Source organism: Clostridium sp. CM039, assembly GCF_055081075.1.
This window is the reverse complement of the sequence record NZ_CM143649.1, coordinates 1,986,056-2,005,165: the sequence shown is the minus strand read 5'-3', so window position 1 is coordinate 2,005,165 and position 19,110 is coordinate 1,986,056. Positions and strand designations below refer to the sequence as shown.

Below are 19,110 nucleotides of genomic sequence, written 5' to 3'. Positions count from 1 at the left end.
ATTTAATACTTTTTGACTGTCACAAAATAATTGTGAGATTTTGGTTTGTTGAAGCTAACTACATCCAGTAGTAGTTCCACATTCAAGGCAAACTTTACAAGTACCGTTTCTAACAAGCCTAGTACTTGAGCAATGAGAGCAGGTTTCAGAGTATAATCTTTCCCCTTGGATAGTGTCTGTGCTTATGTTAGTAGGGGCGAGGACATTCTCAGCGTCTGCTAGGCCAGTTGAAATTTCAGTCTCACCAGGCATTAGTGGATTTTTAGGTATATTAGCGTTGTCGTAATTTTCAGGTTTAATTTGACATCTACTATAATCTCCTAGTTCTATATCAATAATCTTACTAATTAAATCAGATATAGAAGAAACAGATTTAATATAAGGATGCTTTTGTACAAAACCATAAGGTTCAAATTTTTGTCCGCGAAGCATTTTAGAAATGGCTTGCGCAGGTACATGATGCTGAAGCATTACTGAAATTGCCTTTGAAAGAGAATTCAATAATCCAGTAATTATAGTACCTTCCCTATCTGTAGTTATATATATTTCAGAAATTTCTCCGTTTGAGCGCCTATTTATCGTAGTATAGACTTTTACATCATCAATTTGAGCAGGATGAGTAGTTCCATAACGTATTCCAATTGGCTTTTCTCTTGTGGAGTGGTTTGAAGTTTCTTGTAATGACTTTGCTTTCTTTAAAAGCGCCTCGTATGATAAATCCTCAAGTAACAGTTCTTTGTCAACAGATAAAGTAGTGTTTAAAGGTTGACTTGCTTTTGAACCATCTCTATATAAGGAGATACCTTTCACGCCTAGCTTCCAAGAATTTAATATCACTTCTTTAAAGTCTTCTATGGTAGCATTTTTAGGTAGATTTACAGTCTTTGATATAGAACCTGATATCATTGGGGTTATTGCCGCCATCATGAGAACATGTCCCATAAATGAAATATATCTTTTTCCGCTACCGCATTTGTTTGCTGTATCGAATATAGGCAAATGTTCTACCTTTAAATGTGGAGCACCCTCAATTTTTCCATCAATGATTTTTTCATATTCAAAGCCGTTTTCATCAACCTTTTCTTTTCTTAGAATATAATCAAGAATATCATTTGTTTCACTTTCGGAATATCCAAGGTTATCCAATGAGTCTTTAATTACAGGGTTTACGATGGTCATAAATCCACCACCAGATAATTTTTTATAAATAAAATGGCTGAAATATGGTTCAACTGAGGTTGCACCACAATCCATTGCAAAAGAAATAGTGCCAGTAGGAGCTAGAACTGTAACTTGAGCATTTCTAAAACCATATTTTTCGCCACTGCTTAGTACCTTTGACCAACAGTTTTTTAAGGTTTCACTTATATTGCTTAGGGAATCATTACCTAAAATATCATGGTTAACTTTTATAGGATCATAATTCAAATGTTCATAGTTACTATTTAGAGCTCCAGCAGCTCTTGCATGATTCCTTATAACTATTTGCATATGTTTTTTGTTGATTTCATATTTTTCAAAAGGAGCTAGTTCTTTTGAAAGTAGAGATGATACATAATAAGCCTGTGCAGTCATTATTCCACTTAGCGCTGCAGCTATATTTCTAGCATCTTCTGAGTCATAGGCATAGCCCATTACCATAAATAAAGAAGCTAAATTTGAAAGCCCAAGACCTGTGGTTCTAAATAAATAACTTTTCCTTGCTATATCTTCAGTTGGAAACTGGCCCCAATGAATGGAGGATTCAAGGACTAATTGAGTAAGTCCTATTAGATGGACATATCCATCTACATCAAATTTTTTAGTCAAAGCATCATAAAATTTATAAATATTAATAGAAGCTAAATTACAAGAGGTATCATCTAAAAAAGCATATTCTCCACAAGGATTAGTCGAATTAATTCTATTATGTTTAGCGTTAACTACTCCATCTTCTCCACCGGGGCAAGTATGCCATGCATTAAAGGTGTCATCAAATTGAGGCGCTGGATCAGCACATTGCCAAGCAGCGGTATTAAAGGTATCCCATAGCGTCTTAACACTTATGTCTGCATCAACTGTGGAATCACATCTCCCTTTAAGAGTAATAGTCTGATTAGGATTTTTCGATAAGGTATCAACTTTCATCATAAATTCATCTGAGAATCTTATGGAGTTGTTTCCATTTTGGCCAGATACAGTCTCATAAGCCTCTCCTTCAAAGCTACCATCATAACCCATTTTAGTAAGAGCGCGTACTTTATCTTCTTCTTTAGCTTTCCAAGTCATAAACTCCATTATTTCAGGGTGATTGATATCAAGGCATAGCATCTTAGCAGCACGCCTTGTAGTTCCACCAGATTTTATAGCTCCAGCATTTCTGTCAAGTCCTCTTAAAAAACTCATAAGACCTGATGAAACTCCACCACTAGATAAGCTTTCACCTATACCTCTTATGGATGAGAAGTTAGTTCCGGTGCCAGAGCCACCTTTAAATAATTTAGTCTCTGTTACATACTGCTCAGAGATTGAATGATTGCCAAGTAGTTTATCTTGGATTGATAGAATGAAACAAGCTGAAGCTTGAGTCCTTGTATAAGCATCTTCGCTTTTAACTATCATTTTTTCTTTTTCATCGTAATAAAAATTATCTAATGATTCGCCTTTTATACCATAGGATAGGTTAAGGCCCGTATTAAACCATTGAGGAGAATTTGGTGCAAACATTTGATTTAAAAATGCATATATTAATTCATCATAAATAATGCTTTTTTCCTCTTGAGATTTAATAATAGTCTCATCAGTCAAGGATTCACACCAAAAATTAACAAGTCTATGAGCTACCATTTTCATACTATCCTCATAACCTTGCTTATTATTAACACCAGATTTTCTGAAATATTTTGAAGCAATAATATCGCAAGAATTTTGAGAGTAATGCTCTGGAAATTCTAAAGCCTTCATATCTAAAAGCACTTTATTTGTTTTATGGTCTTTTAAAAAAACATTTACCTTTTTCCATTTGAACAAATCAAAAACAGTAATAGTTTTATCTTTTTCTAATTCCTTTGTATAAAATCGTTTGATTAAATTTTTTATCTCCGCCATAATTAATACTAGCTTAAAAAGCTAGTATATTCACCTCCTATTAGTTGCATGATAATTAAGATTAAGTCTAAATTATGTAAAACATACTTCTGTATGGTTGATATTACTACACTAAAAGATTTTCTTGATTATTTAGTTTAATTATTATGTGTTATATTAGTATAACACCATATGTAGTAAGTAGAAAAAGAATTATAACTACAGATGGTATTATATAATAGAATCAAATAAAAATCAACATTAAATATTAACCAAAAATATGACGAATAAACGGCAAATTTATATAATATAGTAGTATAATAAATACATATTTATTATTATGTAAAATAATAAACCTAAATATTTATTATTATGTAAAATAATAAACCTAAATATTTATTATTATGTAAAATAATAAACCTAAATATTTATTATTATGCATAATAAACCTACGTATTTATTATTTTGGAAGAGGTGATGATGAAATTATGATACATCAATTTGATGGAAAAATACCTAATGTACATAAACATTCTTATATTGCTTGCAGTGCAGATGTTATAGGAAATGTGTCTATAGGAGAGTACAGTAGTATTTGGTTTGGAGCTGTATTAAGAGGCGATATGAATTCCATGTCTATAGGTTCTTATACAAATATTCAAGACAATTGTACAGTACATAATGATGATGAATTTCCGGTTAATATTGGAGAGTATGTAACTATAGGACATAATGCCATAATACATGGTTGTAAAATTTCAAGTTATACTTTAATTGGAATGGGAAGTACTATACTAAATGGAGCAGAAATAGGGGAGTATACTATAATCGGCGCTGGTAGCTTAGTTACTCAAGGAAAGAAAATACCCTCAGGGGTTCTTTGTATGGGAGTGCCGGCAAAGGTCATTCGCGAACTAACTACAGAGGAAAAGGAAGGATTAAAAAAATCAGCTCAGCATTATGTAGAGCTTTCAATGAAATATAATACAAAACAAATAAATGACCATACCTTAATTTAGATTGTTATAGAGCGCGAAAAATGATAATATTAAATGGAATAGAAAAGGTGACAGATGAGCAGAAATATAAATACATGTTTATAGAAAATATTTAGTACAATATGTTGATAAATTTAACAAATATATAGATTGGTCAAAAGTTTAAAAAAGGTAGGAGATAATAAATGATAAAAATAGGAGAATTTAATAATTTAAAAGTAGTTAGGCGAGCAGAATTTGGGTACTATTTGGGCGCAGAGACTGAAAACACTAGTGATGATATATTATTGCCAATGAAAAGCACTTTAGGTAGAGCACTTAATATTGATGATGAAGTTGAAGCCTTCGTATATAGGGACTCAAGTGATAGGTTAATTTCAACTTTAAAAAAACCTCTTGCAAAGGTTGGTGATTTAGCCTACCTTAAAGTAATTGACATGACTGCAATAGGAAGTTTTGTAGAAATTGGTTTAGAAAGAGACGTATTAGTTCCTTTTAAGGAGGAAAATTACAAATTAGAAACAGGCAAAAAATATCTTTTTTATATATATTTAGATAAGACTGGAAGAATAGCGGCCACTACTTTTATTGATAAATATTTATACGATACAGATTCATATGATATTGATGAGGAAGTGGAAGGAACAGTATACGGAATCCAGACTAATGGTACAGTAATGATAGCTATTGATGATATTTATAGGGCGGTTATTCTAAGAAATGAGAATTATATGAGTGTAATACCAGGAGATAGATTAAGTGTACGAGTGAAAAAATATTATGAAGATGGCAAAATGGACGTAACAGCAAGAAAACCAAGACTAGAAGAAAGAGATGTAGTTGAGGAACAAATAATAGAATACTTAGATAAAAGTGATGGCTTTATGCCATACAATGATAAAAGTTCTCCAGATGATATAAAGAAAGTTTTTAAAACAAGCAAAAATGCATTTAAAAGGGCATTAGGAGGACTTATGAAAAATGGGCTAATCCATCAAGATGAAGAAGGTACTAGATTAAAGTAATTAGATATATTTATAATAGTAAAAGGCTGATGAGTTAACTCATCGGCCTTTTACTATTTATATTTTAGATGAACTACGTTTAAATATCTTTACAATTTCATTAAAAAGTAATGGCATTAAGGCTAAAATAGTAACGATACCCCAATCTGCTAAACTTAAAGCATGAACACTAAAAGCATTTGCTAGAGGTGGAATAGTTATTATCAAATCTTGTAGCAGTATACCTAAAACTATAGCTGCAATTAAATATTTGTTTGAAAATAAACCTATTTGGAATATGGATTTTTTATTATTTCTCATATTTAAAGAATGAACAAGCTGAGAAACACTAAGTACTACAAATGCCATAGTTTGTGCATGTTTTAAAGCATCTTGTGAAATGTTTTGAGGGAATAGTGGGAATAAGTTAGTTATGCCACTATAATATTTTGCACCTATTATAAAGGCTGCTAAAGTTACTAAACCTATTAACAATCCGTTAAGAAGTAAACCTAATGTTGAACCTTTAAATAAACCATCTTTTTGGTTGCGTGGTTTATACTTCATTACGTCGGGGTCGCCAGGATCTACACCTAAAGCTAAAGCTGGAAGCGTATCTGTAATTAAGTTAACCCATAATATATGGATAGGTCTAAGTGGCGATGCCCAACCTAAAAGTATTGCAAGAAATAAAGCAATAATTTCTCCAACATTACAGGAAATAAGAAATACTACAGTTTTCTTGATATTCGTGAAGATATTTCTTCCTTCCTTTATAGCGGAAACGATAGTTGAAAAGTTATCGTCTATTAATATCATATCAGCAGCACCTTTAGCTACATCAGTACCTGTTATACCCATGGCTACACCTATATCTGCCATTTTCAGGGATGGCGCGTCATTTACTCCATCACCAGTCATTGATACAATATTTCCTTTGGATTTAAGAGCATTTATAATTTTTACTTTATGCTCTGGAGACACTCTTGCGAATACCCTTATATTATCAATTTTACTATTTAGTTCTTCATCTGAAAGTTTATCAAGCTCAGAGCCAGACATAACTGCTAGGGGATCTTTAGTAATATTAAGGTCTTTCGCTATAGCAAAAGCTGTGTTTTGGTGATCGCCGGTTATCATTACAGTTTTTATTCCGGAATTCGTGCACACAGAAATAGAATCCTTAACTTCCAGTCTAGGTGGATCTATCATACCTACCAGGCCAATAAGTATTAAATCACTTTCTAAAGAATCAATATCCACATGAGATGTTGGAAGAATTTTATAAGCTGCGCCTAGAACTCTTAAAGCATCATCAGACATTTTATTAGACACATCTAATATTTCTTTTTTTATGACTGGAGTAATTTCTATTATATTGCCTTTAATACAGGCTTTAGTACATAGTTTTAAGAGATTATCAATAGCCCCTTTTGTCATTACATAATATTCATTATCATATTTATTTACAGTAGTCATTAATTTTCTATCTGATTCAAAAGGAATCTCAGCGATTCTTTTATGGATTTTTTCTAAATGGTCTTTAAATATATTGTAAGTTACCCCAGCTACTAGTAAAGCAATTTCAGTTGGGTCACCTGTTTTTGAACCCTCAGAGTACGTAGCATCATTACATAAAATAAGATTCTCAAGTAAGAGCTTATGCTTATTGTCATTAATGTTTAAATTGGTTATATTACCTAAGAGGCCATCTGTATAGAATTTTGTTACAGTCATTTTATTTTGAGTTAATGTTCCTGTCTTGTCTGAACATATAATATTTACTGAACCTAAAGTTTCAACTGCGGGTAATTTACGTACAATTGCATTCTTCTTTATCATTTTTTGAACGCCCATAGCAAGTACTATAGTGACTATTGCAGGAAGACCCTCAGGTATCGCAGCTACTGCTAAACTAATAGATGTAAGTAACATTTCAAAAATATCTCTTTTTTGAAGAACGCCTACTATAAACATAAGAGCACATATAAACAACGCACCTATTCCTAGGTATTTTCCAAGTTCAGCCAGTTTTTTTTGAAAGGGGGTCTGGTCGTCTACTTTTTCATCTAGCATTTTAGCAATTTTACCTAGCTGAGTATTCATTCCAGTAGATACGGCAATGCCTATACCTCTACCATAAGTTGCGAGTGTTGACATGAAGAGCATATTCTTTTGATCGCCGAGTGGAATATCATCACCAGTTAAGACCAGGCATGCATCTTTATCTACTGGCACAGATTCTCCTGTAAGTGTAGATTCTTCAATTTTTAAATTTGCAGTTTCAATAAGCCGTAAATCGCAAGGCACGTATCTTCCAGCGTCAATAATAATAATATCACCGGGTACAACTTCGTTAGATGGAATTTCTTTTAACTGCCCATCGCGTCTAACTACAGCCTTAGGTGTAGATAATTTTTTTAGTGCATCAAGAGCTTTTTCAGCTTTTGACTCTTGAATAATTCCGACTGTAGCATTAATAACAATTACAATAGCAATTATAACTGCATCACTTGTTTCACCAAGGAGGGCAGAAATTACAGCAGCTGCAATTAAAATATAAATTAAAATATCATTTAATTGGGAAAAAAACATAGATATTAAAGTTTTAGGCTTTTTACTTTCTAACTCATTTAGTCCGAATTTTTCTCTTTTTAGGGCTGTTTCTTTTTGAGAAAGTCCTGTTAGTGGATTGGAGCCTAATTCTTTTAGAACTTCCTCTATAGTTTTGTTAAAAAACATAAATACCACCTCGTGTATAGTATTTGTTGTTACCGTTTAATTTATTAAAAATAAAATACAATACCTAATATTCCTGAAATTATTATTACTAAAATTGGATGGAGTTTATTAGTTAATAATATTCCTAAAATTATAATTCCAATTATTATACTTTTAATATCTTTATATGATTCCCTTCCCATGGATAAGAATACAGAGATTATAAGGCCAATTAGTGCAGGCCTCATACCGGATAGTGCGGCCTTCATTATATAGGATTCCTTAAATTTTAAAATATAGTGATTAGCTATGGAAACTAAGATAAAAGAAAATGAAACTACGCCTAGGGTTGCAGAAATAGCACCGAGTACTCCAGAAACTTTATAACCTACAAAGGTAGCTGAATTTATTGCTATAGGTCCCGGAGTCATTTGTGATATACCAATAATATCAACAAACTCTTTAAAGGTAATCCAATTATTAGTGGATACAATTTCTCTTTCGATAAGTGGAAGCATAGCATAGCCTCCACCAAAGCTAAAGGCACCTATTTTAAAGAACGATAGGTAAATTTTAATTAAAATAGACATTTACTTCACCTTCTTTCCAAGAAATATAATCCCGTATAAACCAGATAAAAGTATAACTATAACAGGGTGTACATTAAAAAATAATATACTTACCATAGAAATTAAGATTATAATAAGATTCACATAGCTTTTCTTTAAAGATTTGGATAAGCTTACTACAGCTATGAGTATAAGAACTGGTACTGCAGCCGAAATGCCTTTGAAAACTAAATCAACATAATAATAATCTCTAAATTGCATAAAGAAAACTGCAATGCATAATATTATGAAAAATGAAGGTAAAATCACACCTAGAAGCCCGATGATAGCGCCAAGTAGGCCGTTAATTCTATAACCAATAAATATACTACTATTAACTGCTAAAGCTCCAGGAAAAGTTTGGGAAACAACAATTATATCCATGAAATCTTCTTTTGAAAGCCATTGTTTTTTACTTACAACTTCAGTCTCAATGAGTGGTATCATTGCATAACCTCCACCAAAGGTAAAAGCTCCAATTTTAAAGAAAGTCCAAAACATATTAAGTAATCTTTTCGTTTTTCTCACCTCAAATAGTTTAAATTTTTGATTATATCAATAGAAATGCCCTTAAAAGTATGAACCTATACTTTTAATCTATAATAGTTACCATATAAGTATACTATTATAAAAAAAATAGGCAAATATATAAACACTATTGATGAAATTTCAGGATTAATTGTAGATATTTATAAATGAAAAAGTACACATATTTTGTAAAGGTTGTTATATAAACTTCACAAAATATATGCACTTTTTTCAGAAATCTAAAGGAAAGAATTAAAACTAGCATCTGACGGCATTCTAAGATCTCCTCTTGGGGATACACTTATAGTTCCTACTTTTGGACCGTCTGGCAGAGCTGAACGTTTAAATTGTTGGGTAAAGAATCTTTTTATAAATTTATCTAACCATTTGCGTATATCTTTTTCGCAGTAATCAGCTTTGAAGGCTTCCTTAGCTAAAAATAATATTTTACTTGGCGAAGTACCTTGCTTCATAAAATAATAAAGGAAAAAGTCGTGTAATTCATATGGTCCTACTATGTCTTCAGTTTTTTGAGTTATTTGACCGTTCTTATCTTTGGGTAGAAGTTCAGGACTTATAGGAGTGTTAAGGATATCTAAAAGAATGTCTGTTACTTCCTTTGAAGCTTCTTTATCTGCTACATATTTAACTAAATATCTCACCAAAGTCTTAGGGATTGAGCAGTTTACGGAATACATAGACATATGATCACCATTATATGTGCACCAACCTAAGGCGAGTTCTGATAAATCTCCAGTACCTATTAAGAGTCCACCTTCCTTATTTGCAACATCCATAAGAATTTGAGTTCTTTCTCTCGCTTGAACATTTTCATAAGTTATATCATGTTTTTCCACTGGATGATCTATGTCTTTAAAATGCATCAGACATGCATCTACTATATTAATTTCTCTGAGTTCTGTTCCTAAATTTTTACATAGGTTTATTGCATTCATATAAGTCCTATCTGTAGTTCCAAAACCAGGCATAGTTATAGTAATAATATTTTTTCTGGGTATTTTTAACAGGTCGAAGGTTTTAACTATAACGAGTAATGCTAAAGTTGAATCAAGCCCACCAGAAATCCCAATAATAGCCTTGTTAAGACCAGTATAAGAGAATCTTTTAGCAAGGGCTGAGGATTGAATATTAAATATTTCCTTGCAACGTATTTCACGTTTATATAAATTAGAAGGAACGAAAGGATGCTTATCAATATTTCTATCAAAAACGCCAAAACCTGCACTCCCAAATTCAAAAGGAATTTCACATGCTTCAAAAGGGCATATAGAAATGCTATTTCTAAAACTGGTATTTTTTAATCTTTCACTGTTTAATTTATCTATATCAATAATTGAAGTAACAACTTCATTTTCTCTTTGAAATCTATTATTTTCTTTTAATACTAAACCATTTTCGCTAATTAAAAGATGGCCACTGAAAAGTAAATCTGTAGAGGATTCAAAAACACCAGAGGATGCATATAAATAAGAACACATACATCTTGCGCTCTGGGATGAAACTAAGGATTTTCTATAATCAGCTTTGCTAACTAATTCATTTGATGCAGATAGATTAGCAATTATATTTGCACCTTGAAGAGCTAAATAGCTGCTTGGAGGAATAGTTACCCAAAGGTCTTCACAAATTTCAAAACCAAATTTAATATTGCCACTGGTAAATAATAAATTTGTCCCAAAAGGGATGCCTTTTGCAAAAGAAAGGTTTACGGTTTTGCTTATGAGGCCAAGACCTTCAGTAAACCATCTTTTTTCATAAAACTCAGAGTAATTTGGAATATAGCTTTTTGGTACTATTCCTAAAAGTTTACCATTAAATATTATATAAGCACAATTATATAGAGAATTGTTATAGTATAAAGGAGACCCTACAGCAATTAGGATATCTTTATTTTTAGAAAACTCACATAGAGATTTAATTGCATTTTCAGATTTTTCAATTAGCTGATGTTGTAAAAATAAATCCGCACATGTGTAAGCTGTTATGCAAAGTTCTGGGAAAACTATGAATTTTGATTTCTCATCATAAGCCTGATTAATGCAGTTTTTTATGTTGATTAAGTTAAATTCTATATCTGCTACATTTACAATTGGACAAGCAACAGAAACCTTTATAAAAGAAGTTTCCAAACTAATTCACGACCTTTCTTTAGTTTTTCAAATATAGTATATGTAAAATTGACTTTAAATAATAAATATTTACTGAAATTATATCATATTAGCTAGATTAGTAGGGTCGGTTAATGATTATTTTACCATTATTTTTTATTGCCTTTTTAATAGTTGTTAACTGTCCCTTGCTATTGTGACAATTTTAATTGTGAAGAGAATGAGAGCAGACATGAGAAAGAAGAAGTCTAAAACAATAAGAAGATGTATAATGCACTAAAATTAAACTTTATTAAGTTTAATATATAAAACATAAAATATATAATTATTGTAGTAACATAATAAAATTGTATTATAAAATGCACAGAAGATGTATAATTAAGATAGAAGTTAGTAATACGTAGTTGAAAAGAGCGTATAATATTAAGTGATATTCGTAAGGGGGTACAACATGAACTGGACGCCGATGATATTTTGGATAGTTGTAGCATTAGCAGCATTAGTTATTGATATTACAACTAGTAGTTTTATGTTTATATGGTTTGCTGTAGGTGCAATGGCGGCAATAATTGCTATTGGGCTAAGTGCATCAATAATTGTTCAAGCAATTGTTTTTGTAGCAGTTAGTGCAGTGGTTATGGCTGTGGGTTATCCTATAGTCAAGAAAACTATAAAAAAAACTGTGAAAAAAACTTTAACTATGGAGGAAGGGTATGTTGGGAAAGAATTTACAATAACAAAAGATATTGATGAAAAAGCAAACATTAAGTTTCAAGGGATTTATTGGACTGTAAAAAATGTTGGAAAACCTTTGAAAAAAGGTGAATCAGTTCAAGTTATCGGTATAGAAGGGAATAAATTACTAATAACTAAAGTATAAGATATATTAAAATATAAGGGGGAATTTGTAATGGGAATAGGAACAGTTATAGGCTTGTTTATATTATTTGTAATAGTTATAATGATTTTATCATCGATTAAGATTGTTAATACTGGATCTGTGTATTTAGTAGAAAGATTTGGTCAGTTTCATAGGATACTAGAACCAGGCTGGCATTTTACAATTGTATTTGCAGATTTTGTTAGAAGAAGGATTTCTACTAAGCAGCAAATATTAGACATACAACCACAGAATGTTATAACTAAGGATAATGTTAATATATCGATTGATAATGTTATATTTTATAAGGTTATTAACTCAAGGGACGCGGTCTACAATATTGAGGATTATAAATCAGGTATAGTTTACTCAACTATAACTAATATGAGAAATATCGTGGGAGATTTGACTTTAGATGAAGTATTATCAGGAAGAGATAGAATAAATTCTAAGCTTCTTGAAATAATCGATGAAATCACGGATGCTTATGGAATAAAAATATTATCTGTAGAAATTAAAAATATAATTCCACCGGCTGAAATTCAACAGGCTATGGAAAAACAAATGAGAGCAGAGAGAGATAAGAGAGCATTTATTCTTACAGCAGAAGGTGAAAAACAAAGTCTAATTGAAAAAGCTGAAGGACATAAGCAAGCTCAAATATTAAATGCAGAGGCTGAAAAACAAGCAAATATTAGACATGCAGAAGGAATGAAGGAATCTCAACTTCTTGAAGCAGAGGGTAAAGCTCGTGCTATAGAGACTATTGCAATTGCAGAAGCAGATGCAATAAGAAAAATAAATACAGCTATTATAGAGTCAGGTACAAATGAAACAGTAATAGCATTAAAACAGATAGAAGCTCTTAAAGAAATGGCAAAAAATCCAGCTAATAAACTTATACTTCCAAATGAAACATTGTCAAGTTTAGGCAGTATAGCAGCCATAGCTGATATGTTAAAAATGAATAAGAACTGTGAAAATAAATCAATATAAAAGAAAGCCTGAGCGATCAGGCTTTCTTTTTATTGTGCGCCCGGCATGGGCGCAATCTAATGGGTGAAAGTCCCTAGCACGGGTTAATAGTGCCAAGTGCATAGCTTAAGACAAGGGTGTCCATCGTGAGATGGAATCTGAAGGAAGTTGGCGGCCAAACTCCGGTCTGACGAACAGAAACTACATATAAGGCATATGCTTGTGGGTAAGTTTGCAATACAAAACGAAGCCCAAAACTATTCGAAACAAGTGGTGTAAATGTAGCAGATAGATGGAGTGAAAGATTGCGTTCTTACCCGGGGAGATCTGATAGGTAAGTTGTGGATATGAATTTAGAAATAACAACCCATACAGTGATGTATGGCTGAACTATCAGAAGTCAGCAGACGTCATAGTACCATGCAAAACGCGTTAGCGTGGGAAGGACTGAACAATAGGAGGTTTGGAATTTTGAAGGATACGAGAAAATATGATAAAAGCAGACAACTTCATAAAGAAGGCTCTCTACGAGAGAATAGAGTGGAACTCGAAGGTAATGTAGAAGTGCATAGTATTTCCTCTATGTCAGAAGAAGGAAGAAACGATGTGAATGAATATGATAATGGTTTACTCGAGCAGATATTATCGAGAGATAATATGAATAAAGCATATAAAAGAGTAAAAGCCAATAAAGGAAGTCATGGGATTGATGGTTTGACAGTAGATGAACTTCTACATTATCTAAAAGAGCATGGACAAGAATTAAGGCAATCATTATTAGAAAGTAGATATAGACCTCTAGCCGTAAGAAGGGTAGAAATACCAAAACCTGACGGTGGAATTAGGCTACTTGGAATACCTACTGTATTAGATAGAGTTATTCAACAAGCGATATCACAAACTCTAATACCAATATATGAAAAGAAATTTTCTGATAATAGTTACGGTTTTAGACCTTTAAGAAGTGGAAAACAAGCTGTTGAAAAATGTAGGGGATATATTAATGCTGGACATACATGGACGGTGAATATAGACCTTTCTAAATACTTTGATACGATAAATCATGATAAATTAATAAGGATACTATCGGAAGATATTAAAGATAGTAGAGTAATTTCTCTGATACGAAAGTATCTACAAAGTGGAGTGATGATAAATGGGGTATTTATGAATACAGAAGAAGGAGCACCTCAAGGCGGGCCTTTGTCCCCATTATTAAGTAACGTAATGTTACATGAACTCGATGTAGAACTAACAAAACGAGGACTAAACTTTTGTAGATATGCTGATGATGCGAATATATACGTCAAAAGTGAGAAATCAGCAAATAGAGTAATGAAGAGTATTACGAGATTTATTGAGGAAAAGTTAAAGCTTAGAGTGAATAAAGAAAAGAGTACAGTAGATAGACCTTGGAAACTTAAATTTTTAGGATTTTCATTTTACCGAGCAAAAGGTGAATACAGAATGAGAGTTCCTCAAAAACCTATAATCAAATTCAAAGCAAAGCTAAAAGAATTAACTTCAAGAAGTAATGCGATGAGCATGAAATATAGGTTTATGAAACTTAAGCAAGTGATAGTTGGATGGATAAATTATTTTGCTATTGCAGACATTAAAAGTATTCTTAAAACACTTGATGAATGGTTAAGGCGAAGAATTAGAATGTGTTTTTGGAAACAATGGAAAAAGATTAAAACAAAATATGGGAACCTTGTTAAATTAGGAATACCAAACAATAAAGCTTTGCAATATGCAAATACAAGGAAAGGCTATTGGAGAACATCCAATAGCCCTATATTAAACAAAACATTGACCAATAAATACCTTAAAAATATAGGATTAGTTTCTATATCTGAGACATATTTATTAAAACATTAATTTCTATTGAACCGCCGTGTACCGAACGGTATGCACGGTGGTGTGAGAGGTCGCTAAATAAATTAATTATTTAGCTCCTACTCGATTTTTGAATGAGATTTATTGTTTTTTTTCTGAACTGAATAACCAAATTTTCCTAAAGCGTTAGAATTAACACTAAAATACTCGCCATGAGAATAGGTAATAAGATCTGCCTTTTCAAAATGAATTTTTCCAGAAGCATCTATTAAGCTATTATCTACATGAGTATTCACAATTTCAGCTAAAAATAAATCATGGGTACCTAAAGGTGTAATGCTTTTAACTTTGCACTCTAAAGCTATTGAGCATTCAGAAATTAGAGGCGCTATGACATCCTTGCCATTTTCAATAGTGAAGTTCATTTCGTGAATTTTATCTATTTGCTTACCAGAGCGTACCCCGCAATAATCAACTTCACGAACCATTCTAGAATTAGGTAGATTTACTACAAAGTCACCACTTTCTTTTATATATTCATAAGAAAGTCTGTCGGGTCTTATGGCTACAGTTATCATTGGTGGTTTAGTACAAGCCATTCCTATCCACCCTACTGTAAAAACGTTTATTTTTCCCTCTTTATTTTTTGAGGTGATTAATACCACGGGAACAGGGTTTAACATTGCACTGCCTTTAAATATAGTTTTTGTCATATATTTTCACTCCTATATCTTTATATTGTATAACATTACCCATTATACAATACCTTAAAAGATTTATACAGATGAGAGTAAATTGATTTAAAGAAGTCTTTAAAAAAGGTTATTAATAATAATTTTTTGATAATATGGTATAATAAGTGTATATAAATATAGGTATGGTGATAATTATGACGATGGCAGGAAAAATAATATATGGTTTTGGAAAATTAGTTGGAAATACCGCGGGATATAGTGTTAAACTAACGGGTAATGTTATATCATCTATAGCGGAAATCTCAGGAAACGAAAAATTAGCCATAAACACTAAGGAGTATGCTACGATAGCTTCTAAAGGGATTGATAAAGCTGTGAAAATAACAGCAGCAGTAACCGCTGTTGTAATAGATAAAACTATTGATGTAGCTTTAAACACTGCACAATATATTGAAGAAAACGCTGTGGAAACAAAAGTGCGGGTTTATGGGCAATCAGAGAAATTCTACGATAAAGATAAATATATAGAGGTTGACTATGAGGTCCTGGAGAAATAAATGGTAATATGTTAAAAAAGATACTTTAATGCAATATTAATTAATTATTTAAATAATATTACTTTGCAAATATATAGTTTAGTGATATAATTTATATGAGAGTAAATGTGAAATATGAAATATTGCTAAAAAAAAATGAGAGCTACACTAACCAATCTGTTAAATAATGGATTAATTAGTGTGGCTTTTTGTGTTTAACGACATTTCAGAAGGAAAGCCTTCCGCTTATATAAGGGCGAGTTCAATACTATAACAAAGAGAAAACTTCAGTGGGAGTATAAATCTCCTTCTGAAGTCGCTAATATTGTAGCGACCCAGGAGATGATTTAATGACATTTCAAAATATAAATAGGGGATGAAGTTATGATAGTAGAAAATTTTAAGTTTAAAGATAAGGGTGACTTAGAGATATTTGTGTACAAATGGCTACCTGATGTGAACGTACAAATTAAGGGGGTAGTTCAGATAGCTCATGGAATGGCAGAGACAGCAGCTAGGTACGAAAATTTTGCAAGTGCGCTAACAAATGATGGGTTCATTGTTTATGCTAATGACCATAGAGGGCATGGAAAAACTGCAGGCGAAGTCCGAAAACTAGGAGAATTAGGTGATGATGGATTTAATTCGATGGTTGAAAATATGCATGAACTAAATGAGAAGATTAAAGAAGAAAATCCTAATTTACCTATATTTTTATTTGGGCATAGTATGGGATCTTTCTTAACACAAAGATATATTTGTTTATATGGAAGTGGATTAAAGGGGGCAATTATTTCAGGATCCTGCGGCAAACAGGGAATTATTATAGATATAGCAAGACTAATAGCAAAAAGAGAGATTAAGAAAAATGGAAAAATTGCAAAAAGCAAGAAACTAGATAGGTTATCTTTTGGAAGGTATAACAATTCTTTTAAACCAAATAGAACAGCATTCGATTGGTTAAGTAGGGATAACAAACAAGTAGATAAATATATAGACGATCCATTCTGTGGGACGGTTTTTACAACGGGATTTTTCTATGATTTTTTAGGTGGACTAAAGGGTATAGCTGACGACAAGGAAATTAAAAATATTCCTAAAGATTTACCCATTTATATTTTCTCGGGAGATAAAGATCCCGTAGGAAAGAATGGAAAGGGTGTTCTAAAACTGGTTAAGACTTATAAACGACATGGGATCAAGGATTTAACTTATAAACTTTATAAGAATGGAAGACATGAGATGCTTAATGAAACCAACAAGGAAGAAGTAATTGTGGATGTAATAAGATGGATTAAGGAACATTGAGTTTATTATAAAATAGTAAAAGCAACAGGAGACATGGGTATTGTCTACTGTTGCTTTTAATTTTAAGAAATATCTATTGAAAATTTAATTTAACTTAATAACTTCTGTAGAGTGAACTTGTGAATATTATATGTTTACAACTTGCAAACGTCAATATATTAATTAAGATTTATTTAATATGGCACTAAGAATATAAAGGGAGTTGCCTACGTCATGATAACTTTGCTTTAGTTCGACCTTATAGCCTAGTTCAATTGCCGAATTATATAAATGACTAAGCCCTATGCCCATATCTATACGGTTGGTGTCTTTAAGCATCTTTTTAGTTAAAATATTTCTGTTATCTAGATATAAGTCAAATTTATTATTGTTAATTGATAATTTCCAAGGTTGAGAGTTAATTGCAGAGGGGGCATCAATAAGTGATTGTATTATAGTTTCATATTGATTTTCATAATCACCAGTAACTAGTTTGATTTTATCAAATCTCTTTCTATTTACAACTGGTTTTAATTGAGAAGTTGGGTACCCAAAAGCAACTAAAATTATATAACTTTGTTTGTCTTTTACTTTGAATATTGTTTTAAATAACTCCTGTTTAATCGCACTTCCTAACCAACAAGTTCCAATACCAAGCTCTGTTAACTTAAGAACTATTTCCTCACCAATGAAGCCTATATTATCTAAATGACCTTCCTTAATTTCGGAAGTAAAGGCTAAATAATGTGGAGCTTTAACTTTTGTATATTTGGAAATAAGACCTTTAAATGTATCCGTAATTTTTTCACCATCTTCAATTAGTAATACTTCCATAGGTATATTGTCAAACAAAGGTTTAGCATCATTTATAATAGTTTTAATCTCTTGCAAATGTTCCCCGGATATTTTTTTATCTTTATAATTTCTTATGGATTTTCTTAAATTTATAGCTTGTATCATAATAAATTCCTCTACTTTATCTAAATTTTCGACTGCTATTTAATATTACAGCATTGAATATGATGAACGGCTGCACAGGTGACAATTAAACTCTAGACAATGCTTTTTTGCTGCCGATTACAAGTACTAAGACAAAGACAGAAGTCAGGGCTATAGTTCCCCCAGGGGCACAGTTTATGTAGTAAGATATAAGAAGTCCTAAAATTATGTCAATAAATCCGAACATTATTGAGTAAAGTAGGGTATGCTTAAAACCTTTATTGAGCTGCAGTGATGTTGCTACAGGTAACGCTATCATAGAGGACATAACAAGTATTCCAAGTATTCTTAGCGATGCTGAAATAGTAGCGCCTACGAGTAGCGCAAAAACATAGTTAATCACCTTAACTTTTACACCAGAAACCTTAGCACCCTCTTCATCGAAGGTAATATATAATAATTGATTATATAAAGAAAGTAGAGTTACTATAGAAATAATACTAAGTACAAGCATTATGTATAAATCATTTTTTGTAACAGTCAGAATGCTTCCAAATAAATAAGAATTAACATTGGCACCTGCTTTGCCTGTACTTACTAAAGTTATACCAACACCTACACTAAATGTAAGTAAAATTGCCAAAATCAATTCTGCGTATTTTTTATAATAATCTCTTAAAAATTCAATAGATAAACCGCATAGAGCTGTAAAAACAAAAGCACAAATTATGGGGTTATATCCAAGAACTAAGCCAATAGCCACCCCAGCGAAGGAGGCGTGCGACATAGTATCTCCCATCATGGAATACCTTTTTAATACAAGAAAAACCCCTACAATTGGGAACAAAATAGAAATTAAAACTGATGCAATTAAAGCATTTTGCATAAAACCATATTCAAACATA

The 19,110-nt window shown here is 31.8% G+C and carries 15 protein-coding genes; 7 read left to right on the top strand and 8 right to left on the bottom strand.

Annotated elements, in window-relative coordinates:
• Window positions 1-54: 54 nt before the first annotated feature.
• Entirely contained in the window at window positions 55-3,087 is a 3,033-nt protein-coding gene (locus tag ACWJJ2_RS09490) for a vitamin B12-dependent ribonucleotide reductase (RefSeq protein WP_220319939.1), read from the bottom strand.
• Window positions 3,088-3,554: 467 nt separating this feature from the next.
• On the opposite strand from ACWJJ2_RS09490, the gene ACWJJ2_RS09485 reads away from it, so the two are divergent.
• Together ACWJJ2_RS09485 and ACWJJ2_RS09480 are read left to right on the top strand one after the other, a co-directional pair.
• On the top strand, window positions 3,555-4,085 hold the full coding sequence (locus ACWJJ2_RS09485; protein ID WP_462954300.1) for a gamma carbonic anhydrase family protein: 531 nt from the start codon (window positions 3,555-3,557) through the stop codon (window positions 4,083-4,085).
• 164 nt (window positions 4,086-4,249) lie between these two features.
• A complete protein-coding gene (locus ACWJJ2_RS09480; protein WP_220286427.1) occupies window positions 4,250-5,089 on the top strand; it encodes a CvfB family protein in 840 nt (279 codons plus the stop codon).
• Window positions 5,090-5,146: 57 nt separating this feature from the next.
• Here the strand turns inward: ACWJJ2_RS09480 and ACWJJ2_RS09475 are convergent, their stop codons facing one another.
• The 4 genes from ACWJJ2_RS09475 to ACWJJ2_RS09460 all read right to left on the bottom strand — a co-directional run bounded on the left by ACWJJ2_RS09475 (window position 5,147) and on the right by ACWJJ2_RS09460 (window position 11,075).
• Window positions 5,147-7,810, bottom strand: coding sequence for a cation-translocating P-type ATPase (locus ACWJJ2_RS09475; RefSeq protein ID WP_462954299.1), 2,664 nt, complete (start codon window positions 7,808-7,810; stop codon window positions 5,147-5,149).
• Window positions 7,811-7,854: 44 nt separating this feature from the next.
• The gene (locus ACWJJ2_RS09470) at window positions 7,855-8,379 is read right to left on the bottom strand and encodes a chromate transporter (RefSeq protein WP_165411523.1); all 525 of its coding nucleotides are present in this window, start codon (window positions 8,377-8,379) and stop codon (window positions 7,855-7,857) included.
• Window positions 8,380-8,898: a chromate transporter gene (locus ACWJJ2_RS09465; RefSeq protein ID WP_216302766.1), complete on the bottom strand. Its 519-nt coding sequence runs from the start codon at window positions 8,896-8,898 to the stop codon at window positions 8,380-8,382.
• 266 nt (window positions 8,899-9,164) lie between these two features.
• Complete coding sequence (locus ACWJJ2_RS09460; protein WP_216302760.1) at window positions 9,165-11,075, bottom strand: NAD(+) synthase; 1,911 nt, start codon at window positions 11,073-11,075, stop codon at window positions 9,165-9,167.
• Window positions 11,076-11,505: 430 nt separating this feature from the next.
• On the opposite strand from ACWJJ2_RS09460, the gene ACWJJ2_RS09455 reads away from it, so the two are divergent.
• From ACWJJ2_RS09455 to ltrA, 3 genes are all read left to right on the top strand, one after another.
• Window positions 11,506-11,934: an NfeD family protein gene (locus ACWJJ2_RS09455; RefSeq protein WP_220286424.1), complete on the top strand. Its 429-nt coding sequence runs from the start codon at window positions 11,506-11,508 to the stop codon at window positions 11,932-11,934.
• 30 nt (window positions 11,935-11,964) lie between these two features.
• Entirely contained in the window at window positions 11,965-12,930 is a 966-nt protein-coding gene (locus ACWJJ2_RS09450) for an SPFH domain-containing protein (RefSeq protein WP_216302762.1), read from the top strand.
• A gap of 450 nt (window positions 12,931-13,380) precedes the next feature.
• Complete coding sequence (gene ltrA, locus ACWJJ2_RS09445; protein ID WP_462952630.1) at window positions 13,381-14,790, top strand: group II intron reverse transcriptase/maturase; 1,410 nt, start codon at window positions 13,381-13,383, stop codon at window positions 14,788-14,790.
• A gap of 77 nt (window positions 14,791-14,867) precedes the next feature.
• Here the strand turns inward: ltrA and ACWJJ2_RS09440 are convergent, their stop codons facing one another.
• Window positions 14,868-15,461, bottom strand: coding sequence for a flavin reductase family protein (locus ACWJJ2_RS09440; RefSeq protein ID WP_216303397.1), 594 nt, complete (start codon window positions 15,459-15,461; stop codon window positions 14,868-14,870).
• Between the two features lie 182 nt (window positions 15,462-15,643).
• Between ACWJJ2_RS09440 and ACWJJ2_RS09435 the strand changes: the two genes are divergently transcribed.
• Both ACWJJ2_RS09435 and ACWJJ2_RS09430 read left to right on the top strand, forming a co-directional pair.
• Window positions 15,644-16,000, top strand: a complete 357-nt coding sequence (locus ACWJJ2_RS09435; protein WP_216303398.1) for a hypothetical protein — start codon at window positions 15,644-15,646, stop codon at window positions 15,998-16,000.
• Window positions 16,001-16,363: 363 nt separating this feature from the next.
• Complete coding sequence (locus ACWJJ2_RS09430) at window positions 16,364-17,287, top strand: alpha/beta hydrolase (RefSeq protein WP_165411530.1); 924 nt, start codon at window positions 16,364-16,366, stop codon at window positions 17,285-17,287.
• 162 nt (window positions 17,288-17,449) lie between these two features.
• Here the strand turns inward: ACWJJ2_RS09430 and ACWJJ2_RS09425 are convergent, their stop codons facing one another.
• Both ACWJJ2_RS09425 and ACWJJ2_RS09420 read right to left on the bottom strand, forming a co-directional pair.
• Window positions 17,450-18,226 (bottom strand): nitroreductase family protein, encoded by a 777-nt coding sequence (locus ACWJJ2_RS09425; RefSeq protein WP_462954298.1) that lies wholly within the window; start codon window positions 18,224-18,226, stop codon window positions 17,450-17,452.
• 85 nt (window positions 18,227-18,311) lie between these two features.
• Window positions 18,312-19,109 (bottom strand): metal ABC transporter permease, encoded by a 798-nt coding sequence (locus ACWJJ2_RS09420; protein ID WP_165411532.1) that lies wholly within the window; start codon window positions 19,107-19,109, stop codon window positions 18,312-18,314.
• Window position 19,110 lies beyond the last annotated feature (1 nt).